This window comes from Brachyspira suanatina (assembly GCF_001049755.1).
Taxonomy (GTDB): Bacteria; Spirochaetota; Brachyspiria; order Brachyspirales; family Brachyspiraceae; genus Brachyspira; species Brachyspira suanatina.
Genome location: NZ_CVLB01000003.1, coordinates 282,679 through 297,021, shown reverse-complemented (window position 1 = coordinate 297,021; position 14,343 = coordinate 282,679). Strand labels below are relative to the sequence as shown.

Here is a 14,343-nt window from a genome sequence, read left to right as displayed (position 1 = left end):
ATTTAAAATATTTTAAATATTTGGGAACTTTTAATTATTCAATTCGTCTAATTATAAAATTAAAAGTTAGTATTAGGAGCAAAAACTATGAAACGCATTATTATGGTTCTTTTTATTACGGTTATATTATCTATATCATTATTTGCTGAAAATTATTATTGTACTGATGAACCTTATACCTACTTTATTTATAATGAAGATTCACTTACCGAAAAACAATTAAATGAAATAATAGTATTAAAAAGCGAATATCAGCCTAAAATTTCAGAACTAAGAAAAAAAATGTATTTGGAAAGAACTAAAATAAACTTGGAAATGTCTAAAAAAAATCCCGATGAACTTATTATCAATAATTCGCTAAAATTGAATATGGAATATGCAAAAGAATTAAAAAAGATAGCCAATGATTTTCTTCAGGAATATAATGAAATAAAAAATAACAAATAACTCACATGATAAATAAAACCATATTTTACTAAAGGAGGGATTAATTATCTCTCCTTTTTTTATATAAAATCATTTTTTATATTTCAATAAATTGCTTTTACATGTATAATATAAGCAGTAATTATTTTTTGAGGATAAATTATGAAAAAAATTGCTGCATTATTATTTATTTTTTCATCTTTTTTATTTTCTTACTATTGTCCGTATGATAATTATGATTATTTTATTATAAATGCAGAAGGTTTAACAGAAAAACAATTACAGGAAATAATAAAGTTAAAAGAAAAATATCAGCCAAAATTTCATGAATTAAAACAAAAAATTAGTATAGAAAAAATCAAAATAGATATAGAAATGTGCAAAGAAAAAAGAAATCAAAAAATCATAGATGAAAGCATACAATTAAATATAGAATATAATAAAGAATTAAAAAAAATAGCCAATGATTTTCTTCAGGAATATAATAAAATAAAAACAGAAAACTAGTATATGAATCATTATAATTTTATTCATAATATGAAAGCAGATTCTGCTCTTTCACTTCTCAAAAAACTTGATTTTGAAACATTAGAAAATAATGATTCATTCTTTTATAATTTTACTGAAAAACTAAAAAATGATAAAAGATTAAATATTAAATATAATGATACTGCTATACTTCAATTATTAATAGATTCCTATATAGATGAATGTGCTTATAATGGAGATAATGAAAGTTTTGAAAATGTTATAGGAAGTATAAATTCAATACTCATAAAAAACAGCGGTAATATATATGCAAGAAATAAAGCCGCATTTCTATATTATACTAAATATATTTATGATTATGATGATATCTATTATGATATAGTGTCTGATCATATAGAAAGAATAATTCATCATAATAATGAAATTAGCTATTTTATTTTAGCTATACTAAATCATATAAAATATGTAAGAACTAAAAATAATAATTATTTTAATAAGGCATTAGACTATTATAAAGAAGTATTGAATACAATAGGCAGCGATATAAATTTAAGCTATAATATTTTCTCATTATATAAATCCAAATATTCAAATGCTGAAAAAGAAAAGCATTTCAATATTGCCGCAGAAGTGTATTTAGAAATTTTAGATTTTGATCATGACAATATGTTTGCTTTAGAGCATGTAGCTAAATTATATAAAGAAGAATTTCTTCATACTAAAAACCCTGACTATTATTTACTTTCTATAAATTATTATATAGATTTGTATTATTCCTCTAATGATATTGATATTTTACTTAATGTTGGCTTTTTACACACCATTATGTTTAAGTATAGTAAGTACATACAATTTTCTGATGATGCTGTTTCAGTTTTAAAAAAGATAGAAGATATTAATAATTCTAATAATATATTATATAATCTTTTAGGATATGTCTACAGCATAAGATACGGCTTAACTAAAAACGATGAAGATTTTTCTTCTGCTATGAATTATTATAATAAGGCTAAGGATACAGATAATAATGCTTATTATTTTATTGGCTATCTTTATATATTATGCTATAAAAATACGGGAGATGAATTATATTTCAACGCTTCTTTATCAGCATTCAATCATTTATATACAGATGATATTGATATATTAAATTCTATTGCTTATATATATGAATGCAAATTTTCAATAACTAAAAATAAAGATGATTTTAATAATTCTTTATTTTATTATAATAAAGCACTTGCCATAGATTGTGATTATCTTTACACATATATTAATAGATTTGAATTATATAGATTAGCATTTTGCTATTTTGATGATGTAAATTATTTTAAATTTGTTATTAATGATTATGAAACTTTATTAAATGACGGGCAATTAAATAATGATAATACATTAAGCTATTATATGAATTATAATTTAGGATGTTTTTATCATTTTTTATACAGCAATAGTTTGGAAGATAATTTTTCAAGCTCAAATAATAATTTGAGAGATGAATTTTTTAATAAGGCATTATTATTTTTCAGCCATTCAAATTCTCTTATTGCAATAAGTGATCTTTACAGACTTAAATATATTGAAGATCATAACAGCAATAAATATTTTAATTTATCTCTATCATATATAGAAAAACATTTTAACAGTTTTAGATATGATATAAAAAATTTATCCCAAAAAGCAATACTTTATTATGAAGCATACAAAGTAGAAAAAGATATAAAATATTTTAATACCGCTTTAGAAAATTTAAATTATGCTTTGGAAATAAATGAATATGATAAAACATTATATTATAATTTAGCCATTCTTCATCATTTACAATTACTTGAAAGCAGTTTTGAAAATTATCAATCAGCAGAAAAAAATTATCTTAAAGCTATTGATATTGATAGTACATATTATATTGCAAAAGAGAATTTAGGTTTTTTATATAATAATCTTTACAGCAATTATAATGTTGAAGAAATATTTAATAATAGTTTATCCTGTTTTGAAACTGTACTATATAATAATAAAAAATCATTGATATCATTAGAAGGATTGGGAGATATATACAATTTAAAAATTCATAATAATGATTTTGATAAAGAAACTAAATATGAATATATAATGAAATGTTTAGATTATTATAATGAAGCTTTAAATCTTGGTGTAGGCATAGATACTATTTATAAAAAATTAAGCAGCATTTATTTTTTATTATTTAGTGAATATGATAATAAAATTATAATAAATGATTATTTCGATAAGTATATAAATCTTATGCATGAAAATAGAATACTTGCAAATAAATATTTATTTATTTTAAATAATGTTATGTATGATATTCATAAAAATAATAAATATCTTATAAAGGCTGGTAAATGCTTAAGTAGTTTGAATATAGATATATTTTCTATAAGATTATGCATAGATTTTTTTAAACATTTATTTGATATTACAAAAAGAATAAAGTATGCATTATTCTCATTATTTTATTTGGAATATATAATAAATATAGAAAAAAATAATATAGACTATTATTTTGATATGGGAATTCTGCATTATAAAATATTTTTAAAAACTAAAAATTATGAATACGCTGTAAACTCTTTTCATTGCTACAGCAGAGTTTTGGATATAAATCCTAAATATCCTAAATGCAATTATAATAGAGCCTTAATATTAAAACATTTATTTGAAAAGACTTCAAAAATGTATTTTATAGAAAATGCTTTTGATAATCTTGTATGTTCTGTTAAACTTGGAAATATAGAAGCCTATTCATTGATGGGAGATATATATTTACTTTTATATAAAAAACATAAACCAGATGAAGAATATTTAGACAGAGCAATATACAATTATAATATGTCTATAGAAAATAAATATTACGGTAAAAATAATTATGAAATTTATTTTAATCTGGGAATATGCTATTATTTTAAATATAAAAAACACAGAGAAGTAAATGAGTATTTCAATAATTCTTTAGACTATTACAAAAAAGCATTGAACATAAATAAAAGAAATGTAAAGATAAGAAGATTTATTAAGTATCTTCAAATAATAAAGAAACTTCCTCGTTCCTCATAATCATAAATTTTATATATACTGAAACGATTTAATTTTCAGGCTACTGTACATCATATATATGTTGTCAACTTTTTGTCGCACACGCTTCGCGAAAGACTGCATTTGATGAAGTCCGTCAAAAAAGTTGATAATACATTTTCAAAATATCAAAATTGATAAAATATAGTTGTTTAGGCATATAATAAATCAATTTGATTTAAATGAATTATAGATATATAATAGTAAACATAATATATTGGTATTAATTTCATAAGGGGTAGTAATATGAATTTTAATTTTTATATGCCTAGTAAAGTAATATTTGGATGCGGTTCATTAGAAAAACTTCATAAACAAAAATTACCGGGTAAAAAAGCATTAATAGTTACAGGGGGTACATCTGTAAAAAAATACGGATATTTAAAAAGATTGGAAGAACAATTAGATAAAGCAAATATAAATTATTGTTTGTTTGATAAAATACTTCCAAATCCTATTAAAGACCATGTAATGGAAGGTGCTGCTTTAGCAAAAAAAGAAAATTGTGATTTTGTTATAGGAATAGGCGGCGGAAGCAGTATGGACTCATCAAAGTCTATTGCTATAATGGCTACAAATGAAGGCGATTATTGGGATTATATATTCGGCGGTACAGGTAAAGGAAAACCTATACCAAATGATCCTTTACCAATAGTAGCAATAACTACAACTGCAGGTACAGGAACAGAAGCAGATCCTTGGACTGTTATAACTAATGGAAATGAGAAAATAGGTTTCGGATATGAAAAAACTTATCCTTATCTTTCTATAGTAGATCCTGAACTTATGAAAACAGTTCCTCCAAAACTTACAGCTTATCAAGGTTTTGATGCATTATTCCACAGTACAGAAGGTTATATAAATAAAATTGCTAGCGAGATGAGCGACTTATTCGCTTTAAAGTCTATAGAGCTTATAGGCAAAAGTTTAGCTGATGCTGTTAAAGATGGAAACAATATGGAAGCCAGAGAGAACGTTGCTATGGCTAATACTTTATCCGGTATAGTAGAAAGTACTTCAAGCTGCACTTCTGAACATTCTATGGAGCATGCTATGAGTGCTTATTATCCTAAACTTGAACATGGTGCTGGACTTATCATTATCAGTAAAGAATATTATACAGTTATTGCTAATTCTCATGACTGCGATGAAAAAATGATAAATATGGCGAAAGCTTTGGGTAAAAAAGATGCTGATAAAGCTATGGATTTTGTTGATGCATTAGTAGAACTTCAAAAAGCATGCGGTGTTGATAATTTGAAGCTTTCAGATTATGGAATGAAAAAAGAGGATTTACCTGCTATAGCTAAAAATGCTAAATTCGCTATGGGCGGATTATTTGAATGCGATCCTCATAATTTTACAGATGAAGAAGTTTTAAGCGTATTAGAAAAATCTTATAGATAATTTCATATTTTAATTTTTGTAAAAATAAAGGCTATAGTATGTTTTACTATAGCTTTTATTTTTGCAGTTTTTACATACTCCATTATAATTAATTTTTAACTTACATATTGTTTATTATTAATTTTTGATAAAATAGATTGTATTTTAAAAAAAAATTGTTAAATTTAGCAATTTATTTATCAAAAATTATAATTATTTGTTACTATATATATAATAATATTTATTTTATTGTAAATAAATTTTTATTTTGGAGAATAATAATTTTATGAAGAAAATAAACAGTTTAGCATTTAGAATGCCTTTCGTTATATGTGTTATGGTTGTAGTTATAATAATAGCAATGCTTATATCCTCTATAAAAATAGGAAGTAAGGGAATAAGCGATAGTAAACTTGGAGGCTTTAATAGCACCATAGCAGGATATGCTTCTGTTTTAGATACTTGGTTCGGACTTGAAAGCTCCTTAGTAAATACTTATGCTGTAACTCCTGTAGTTATCAGATATTTAGAAGGTTATCAGGATACTTCATTAGAATTATTATTAAACACAATAAAAAATTTCAAAAACAATAATCTTTATATAATAAATATGGGACTTGCTGATATGAACGGAAATATAATTGCTGATTCCGCATCATCTGCACTTGTAGGTAGGAATTTAAAAGATTATATTCCAAATGCTTGGTCTCAAGAATCTGCTAATAAAGAAGAAATTATATTTTCAGATACTTTAATGCAATCTGAAGTTACAGGCAAATGGGCTATGCCTGCTATAAAACTTGTGAAAGACAGTAATAATCAAAATGCAGGATATATATATGTTCTATTTGATTGGTCTATACTTCATCAAACACATTTTTCTAATATAGATTTAGGAACTACAGGAGGACTATTCATAACTAGTGAAAACCTTTACAATATAATGGATTCAAAATATGAAAATATAGCTAATATGAAGATTAATCCTATATATAAACAAGCATTCACTGGTGCTGGAAGCGGAATAATTACTTATGATGTAAATGGAGAGCAAAGAACAGCTGCTTATTATAAAATGAAAAGCAGACCTTGGATAATAGCTCTTGCTATGATGGATTATGAAATATTTGCTCATAATCAAAAATTAATAATAGCAACAATTATTATTGGAATCATATCAATAGTGGCACTTGCAATATTTGTAAGTTTATTTATTGGAACTATAACCAAGCCTCTTGAAATAGTTGTTGAAGAAGCTCAGGAAATAGAGAGAGGTGATTTAAGCAATATCAAGCAGCGTATAAAACCTAGAAAAGATGAGATAGGTGTCTTATCAAAATCTTTTGTCAGTATGAGAAGAAAACTTGCTGAAACTATTACAGATGTTAATACCGCTTCTAATAATATAGTAAAAGCTGCTCAGGAATTATCTCAAGGAAATACTGATTTATCAAGAAGAACTGAATCGCAGGCAGCAAGTCTTGAAGAAACTGCAAGCTCTATGGAAGAGATGGCTTCTACAATAAAATCATCTACAGACCATGCCGTTGCTGGAAATAATATGATGGTTGCTTCAAGAGAGGCTGTAGAAAATGCCGGAAAAATCATTGCTGAAACCACAACAAATATAGAAGAAGTATATGAAGCAAGTACTAAGATTAAAAACATTACTAAAATAATTGAAGATATAGCATTTCAAACTAATATACTTGCTTTGAATGCAGCAGTAGAGGCAGCTAGAGCAGGAGATCAAGGTAAGGGTTTTGCGGTTGTTGCTTCTGAAGTTAGAAATCTAGCTCAAACTACTCAGTCATCTGTTAAAGACATTACTGTTTTAGTTGACAACACAAATGAAAAAATTAATAAAGCCACAGAAACGGCCCGTCAATCTCAAGACATATTTATAGACATTCAGCAGAAAATAGAAGATACTGCCAGAATAATGCAGGATATTAGTGCTACTGCTATGGAACAGCAGACAGGAGTAGATCAGGTTAACAGAGCCGTTGCTGAAATGGATACTGTAACTCAGCATAATGCTTCTTTGGTACAGGAAAGTGCGAATACTTCTGAATCACTTCTTGCACAGGCTCATGTTCTTAAAGATACTGTAAGTTTCTTTAAATTAAGTGAAGACGACTTAAAAAAAGATAATACAACAAAAGTAAAAAAAGAAGTTAAAAAAGAGATAAAAGAAAATATAAGCACTAAAAAAGAAGAGATTAAATATGAAAGTACAAAAAAACAAGATTTTTATATAAAAGATAATGTTAAAAGAGAAACTCCAAAAAAAGAAAATATAACAAAAGAAAATAATAAAAAAGAATTAAAAGTTCCGCCTTCTGTAGAAAGAGCAAGAGCTATGGAATCTCAAAAGCAGGATAATACTACAGTAAGAAACGATGAATTTGGAGTTACATATTCTTCTACTTCAAATGGTATGACTGATGATGGTTTCGCTTCATTCTAAAATCATTTTATAAAAATTGAATTCAAAGCATCAAGTATTTTTATTACCTGATGCTTTTTTATTTCTTAAATTCTCATATATCGCACGGAGAGTAAAGCCAAAAATATAAATTTATTTCGATTTCAAATTATTCATTGAAATTAAATCTTAGTTAAACGTGCGTTGAATATATTTTTAATCTAATAATCACTTGGGCGGGCGTTAACATTTCTAATTCAGCATCAAAACAAATTAAAATTATAATTTCAAAACTAAGCAGAAAAAACAAAAGGGCGTGGTATGTAAATTAAGTTTTAAAATTTAATTACACTCGCCCACCCTTTATGCTTTTTAATTTATTTTGTTATTTTTATTTTCAACTTCTTTATTGCTTCATTAGAAATTATAGCACCCACCCAAGTTTTTATTAAAATTAAAAAACTACAAACGCACGATAAACAAAATTTAAAATATAAGTTTATTGATAATTCTAATTTAAATAAAAAATAGAAATATATTCACCGTGCGTTTAAAGAAAATTTTTTAAATCATAGAATTAATAATGCTTATAAATCCTTATATTTTTTACTATTAGTATAAATATATGAGGAGTTTTTATTATGGCTTTTGATTTTAAACTGATAGTAAGAGATAAATATTCAGAAGAGATTTTTGATATTATAAATACAGTAGAAAGTATAAAGTCTGATGATATAAAAACTGATTATAAAGTAAATGACGGAAACAGATCATACTCTATAAAAACAGGTATAGGAAATATCGTAAGCGGAAGAGCTTTTAATATAGGAATTCCTATTTACGAATATAAAAATGAATTAGGTTCTTGGGTAAGAATAGAAGAACAATATGCTAAATATACAAGCATGATTTTGTCTAGTAATGTTAAAAGATATTTCATAAGAACTATATTTGAAGATGAAGTTTATGAAGCAGAATATATTATGAAATCAGTTGGCGGATATAATATAAAATATATAAATAATTTGGGGGTGATAGATATTTCACTTGAAGCATTGGACAAAGTTTTTTTAAGACAAAAAGAAGAGGAATATGAATTACCTATTACAGAAGAAAATAAACAGGATATAAATTATAAATCATTAAGTTTAGTACCTGTTCCTGTGAATTTTAATTTAGAGTTTATAGTTGTAGGCGGGGCATTGGAATTCTTATTTGCTAATAGACAGAACTTTGGAATACAATTTAATGCAGAACTAAGAAACGGAGTTTATAATATTGATTTTGACGGTGAGAAATTAAATGTAAATGGAGTATCTTATAATTATAAAGGAGTTCAGCCTGAATTAAATGTTGGTAATAATATATTTTATTTGGAAAGCAATCAAACTTGTGTTAAGGCTTCTATAAGTTATAAAAGGGGAATATTAATATAAAAGGAATTTTTAATATGATGAAAAAAATGCCTTATCATTTTTTGAGAAATAAAATATATAAACTTCCTCCATCTCCTTATATTAATTTTGAAGAGTTAGGTACTTATATAAAAATTAATGGAAATATATATTCAGAAAATGGCTATAATACTTATTTAAGTTATGAGTTTAAAGTTAATAAAAGAGGAGGCGATGTAAGCAAAGTAAGTTTTAGTACGCCTCTTAATTATTTTAATATAAATGATAAAGTTGAATATTATTTAAACGGTAAAAAAAGATTTGCAGGATATGTGGAAAGTATAGATAATGCAGGACTTAATTTAAGTATTATTCCAATATGGGGAAAACTACTTCATCAATATATACAGGGAGATTTAATATTAGAAGCAACTAAAGGAGCATTGGATATAGTTTTATCTTTAAGAGAAAAAATTGAAGAGATGGGTATAATATTCGATGAAAAAAATATCACTCTTAATAATGATAAACAAATAACAATGTCATTCAGCGGAAAAAATATTTCTGATATACTTGATGAAGTAGAAGAAAATTTATCTGATACTTGGTGCTGGGGAGTAGATTTTAACGGATATTTTTATTTTAAAGAATTTTCTGATATACCTACTAAAAAATTGAATTGGCATAATAATGATTTTTCAGATAGTGAATATGAAGAGGATTCTGCAGATTTAGTTAGCCGTTATATTATTAAAATGAAAGATACTCTTACAGATGATGAAGGCAATGAAGAAGAAGTATACAGGACACTTCCAAAAATAGTTGGTGCCGATAAACTATATCCTCAAATACCATTAGAAAAAGAGATTGGAATAAAAACTGATATATTTGAAATAGAATATAAATTAGAAAATTATGATTTAGCTTATAAGTTCGCTTATCAATTTTTAACTAATCAGACTAAAAAAGAAATTGTTAAAATAAAAACTCTTAACAGCAAAAATTATGATTTAAATATTAATGAATGTATAGAATGCATATTAAAGCCAACTAACAATTTTTATCAGATTATAGATTTTAATGATTTCACAGAAACAGAAAGCAGATTAAATAAAGTTTATTCATCGGATATAATAGACATTGATGCAAGTATAGAATATAGAAAATATCCAAATTATAAACAGCAGCAGTCAGTTACGCTTACAGATATAGACAGATATTATAAACAGATTTGCAATCAAAGTTATAACATTACAAAGATAGTAATATTTTTTTCTGATGGTATTCAAGATGAAGAAAAAAATAAAAATGTTTCAGCAGTATTTCAAATTGAAGACAAAGAGCATTTTCAAAGAAAGTATTTTACTAATGGATTTGGTGTATTTGATGTTAGAGGTTATGATAAAAGAAATATTATAATAACTTCAGAAAGAGGCAATATTTTATATGATAAATTCATTTGCTTTTTTGATATAGGTTCAAGAGTTGTTGATATGAATGTGCGTACTATAGATTATAAATTTGAAAAGAATTCTCTTAATATAGATTTGGAACTTGCGAAGATGAATGTCAATCTTACTAATTATTTATATAATCAGGAAGAGCGAAGAAAAAATCTTGAGAGAATATTAAACAGCAGCGGTTTTTAATTATAGTTATTTACAGAAAGTTAATAAAAGAGGTTTATAAATATGAATAACAATCTAAACAAAAATATTTCCGATACCAATAAAGAATTGCAAAATATAGAAAATAGTATAAAAAAAATAAATTCATCATTTGAATCTTCTTTGTTTTTTAATGATTCAGCAAATAAATTTAATGACTTTACAATCTCAGCAGAAGAAGCAAATAAAGCAATAGATAATACATCATCATCTATAAACTATCTTGATGAAAGCATTAAAAGTATTAATATAAAAAATTTCACTGACGGCATAAAAGATTCTATTTCAAGCGTATCAAGTATATATAAAGATTTAAGTGCAAGTTTTTCTGACTTTTTTCATTATGATTTAAGTTCTTATGATAATGCAATCAAAGAAGCTAAAAATAAACTTCAAGAGTTCGATGATTATCAAAGAGAATTAAAAGAAAATAAAAAATCAGAAGATGATGAAGATTATGAGAACTATTTGGCAAGGCTCGATGAAGAATTAGAATTAGCAATTGAAAATAAAGATGCTATGAGTGCCGAAGCTATACGAATAAAAAAAGAAGAGTTAAAGAAAAAACAGGATAAAGAAAAAGAAGATTTACAAAAAGAAAAAGAAATACAAAATCAAAGAGAATTATTAGAAAAAAAATTAGCACAAGCAAAGTACAATAAATCCTATGCTGAGTGGGATAATAATGTAAAACTTGCAGAGATGGAAAAATCTAAAGCAATAGCGGATGCCGTTTTAATACCTTCTCTTGCCATAGCTCAATCAGCTTTGGGAGTTGCTGCTTCATTTGCACAAGGAGGTCCTGCAGGATTTGCAGCTGGGCTTATAATATCAGCAACTGCAATATCATCAGCAATTTCTGCCGCTTCAGGTATAGTATCATCAGCCAATGCATTAGATGCAATAAAATCTAATCCTCCTCAAGCCCCTCAATTTGCATTCGGTACAACAGGATACACTATTCCAGACGGAGGCTCTGCTATAGTTGGGGAAATGGGTGCTGAACTTGTAAGCAATAAATCAGGAAGAATCACCGTTCAAAGTAATGCTCAACTTCAGGAGCAAAATTTTTCTAAAGGCGATATTTGGAATGTTACTATCAATGTAGAACAGGCTTTGAATCCTGATGAGGTTTACAGGCTTATGAATAGCTACAAAGCAAGAAACAGTCAAATGTATTCAAGATAATTTTTTATATATTTTTATAATTAATTATCTGAGAGGGGCTTCTGATATGCTCACCTTTATATCATCCAATTTATTCATCTCTGTATTTTTTGAGTGAAGTACCTTTCTTATATATTCTGCAACTGCTTCATTATTTTCTACTTTAGAGCCTATTATTATTTCTTTTATATAATTATTATTTTCATCAAAAAGTTTTATATAATCAATATAAAGTTTTTTATTATCATTATCAATTGATATCTCATCTGATTTATAATCATTTGTTACAAGCATTCTAAGTTCCTGTTCTTCAAAGAATGCTTCATGTTTTATTATGTATTTTATATTTTCAAATAAATAGCTGTATAATTGATTTTTAATATTTTTATAAATTTCACTTCCTTCTATCTGTTTTTTAATCTCTTTTGTATAATGAAATATTTTTGCAAATGCATATTTAATCATATCTTCTTTTTTATCATCTTCTTTTAACTCTGCTTTATAATTAGGACTATTCAAATCATTTAAATCAATAATATTGCTTGCATATTTAGATTTTTCTTTATTATAAATAAGCTGATTTTCTTTCTCATTATAATAAAGCACCCAATATAAATTTCTTTTTTGTATAAATACTATTTCTTCATTATCAATATCATTAATAGTTTTATTTTCATCAACTTTTATGCTGCTTCTTAATTCTTTAATAATTTCATAATTTATTTTTGATTCATATTCATAAGAATAAGGAGAAGTATATGAATTATTAAAATATTTGTTATCTAAAACTAAACATATCCCTGTAGCTTCTTTATTTTCTTTTTTACCATAAAGTCTAAACATTGTAAGAGAATCTTTATTTCTTGAATATGATGTTTGTAATGTTAAAGCTTTTTCATCATTTCCTATTTTTATATTTATATTATTTTTATTTAAAATTCTTTCTAAAACTTTTCCTTCTTTAGGGTCATTAGCAGTTGTTATATTATTTATTCTTATATTTCCGCTTTCTTTTGTATTTCCTTTAACATTTAATAATAATGGCAGAATATCTAAAGAAGTGTAATGTGATATTTCTATATTATCTTCTTCTTCAGTATCAAAAGTTAAAATTTTAAGTAAAAAATATTCGTATAATAAAAGATATTTTATATTTTCTTTAAGCTTATCATCAAATTTTTTACTCTCATCAAATCGAGAAATTAAATTTGTTATTGGTTCATTTTCCCATAAATTATTATTATTAATATCAGTTAATAATATAAATAATTTATCTACATTATAATATTTTTCTAATGCTTGAAATATTAATATTATACATGGTATTTTTAAATGTCTTTTATCTAATTGTATAAAATTATTTATAGCATTTATAGCTTCATTATATTCATATAAATTTATTTTAGATAGAAATCTTAAATAGTACCAATATCTATTATTATTTAATTCTATGGCTTTATCAATATAATTTATTGATTCTATATATTTTTTCAAATTAATTTGAGCAAAAACTATTAATAAATAAGCATATTCATTTTTATTATTTAATTCTATAACTTGATCAAAATCATTTATAGCTTTTTCATACATTTTTAAATTTAATTTAGAAAGTCCTCTGTTAAAATATCCTTTTTCATCTTTATGATTTAGCTCTATAACTTTATTGAAATCTTTTATGGACTCTTCATATAATTTTAGATTTGATTTTAATACTCCTATATTAAGATATGCACTTTGTTCTTCTGGATTTAATTCTATAACTTTATTAAAATCTTTTATGGCTTCTTCATACATTTTTAAATTTAATTTTGAAAACCCTCTGCTAATGAAGGCTATTTCATTATTTGAATTTAATTCTATAGATTTATTATAATCTTCTATAGATTCTTCATACATTTTTAAATTTGATTTTATAAAACCTCTGCTAATGTATCCATTTTCATTATTTGGATTTAGTTCTATAGATTTACTATAGTTCTCAATAGATTTTTCATATTTTTTCAAAATAGAATAAAAAAAGCCTTTACTAAAATAAGCATTTCCATTATTAGGGTTTAAATCTGTTACCTTATTCAAATTTTCTATTGCAATATCATAATCTTCTAATTCAAAATAACAATTTGATTTTAGAAAGTATGCATACTCATCTTTATCATCTTTTTCAATGGCTTCATCGCATAGTTTTATTGCTTCTTCAAAATGTTTTTCTTCTATTAGGTTTTGTATTTTTGTTTTTAATTCTTTAGTCATAAAATAATCCAAAATATTTTTTTACATTAAAATATACTTA

At 24.8% G+C, this 14,343-nt stretch carries 9 protein-coding genes; 8 read left to right on the top strand and 1 reads right to left on the bottom strand.

Features of this window, described 5'->3' with window-relative positions; genetic code table 11:
• The first annotated feature begins 87 nt into the window (after positions 1-87).
• From BRSU_RS13120 to BRSU_RS13085, 8 genes are all read left to right on the top strand, one after another.
• Positions 88-447, top strand: coding sequence for a hypothetical protein (locus BRSU_RS13120; RefSeq protein ID WP_048596041.1), 360 nt, complete (start codon positions 88-90; stop codon positions 445-447).
• Between the two features lie 141 nt (positions 448-588).
• Entirely contained in the window at positions 589-933 is a 345-nt protein-coding gene (locus BRSU_RS13115; protein ID WP_048596040.1) for a hypothetical protein, read from the top strand.
• A 3-nt stretch (positions 934-936) separates the two neighbouring features.
• Complete coding sequence (locus BRSU_RS13110) at positions 937-3,993, top strand: tetratricopeptide repeat protein (protein WP_245158116.1); 3,057 nt, start codon at positions 937-939, stop codon at positions 3,991-3,993.
• Positions 3,994-4,257: 264 nt separating this feature from the next.
• Positions 4,258-5,418, top strand: a complete 1,161-nt coding sequence (locus tag BRSU_RS13105) for an iron-containing alcohol dehydrogenase (RefSeq protein ID WP_048596039.1) — start codon at positions 4,258-4,260, stop codon at positions 5,416-5,418.
• A gap of 265 nt (positions 5,419-5,683) precedes the next feature.
• Positions 5,684-7,867 (top strand): methyl-accepting chemotaxis protein, encoded by a 2,184-nt coding sequence (locus BRSU_RS13100; protein WP_048596038.1) that lies wholly within the window; start codon positions 5,684-5,686, stop codon positions 7,865-7,867.
• A 599-nt stretch (positions 7,868-8,466) separates the two neighbouring features.
• Positions 8,467-9,261 (top strand): hypothetical protein, encoded by a 795-nt coding sequence (locus BRSU_RS13095; protein WP_048596037.1) that lies wholly within the window; start codon positions 8,467-8,469, stop codon positions 9,259-9,261.
• A gap of 14 nt (positions 9,262-9,275) precedes the next feature.
• On the top strand, positions 9,276-10,868 hold the full coding sequence (locus BRSU_RS13090; RefSeq protein ID WP_048596036.1) for a hypothetical protein: 1,593 nt from the start codon (positions 9,276-9,278) through the stop codon (positions 10,866-10,868).
• Between the two features lie 42 nt (positions 10,869-10,910).
• Positions 10,911-12,074, top strand: coding sequence for a hypothetical protein (locus BRSU_RS13085; RefSeq protein ID WP_048596035.1), 1,164 nt, complete (start codon positions 10,911-10,913; stop codon positions 12,072-12,074).
• Between the two features lie 24 nt (positions 12,075-12,098).
• On the opposite strand, the gene BRSU_RS13080 is transcribed toward BRSU_RS13085, so the two are convergent.
• Entirely contained in the window at positions 12,099-14,303 is a 2,205-nt protein-coding gene (locus tag BRSU_RS13080; protein ID WP_048596034.1) for a tetratricopeptide repeat protein, read from the bottom strand.
• Positions 14,304-14,343 lie beyond the last annotated feature (40 nt).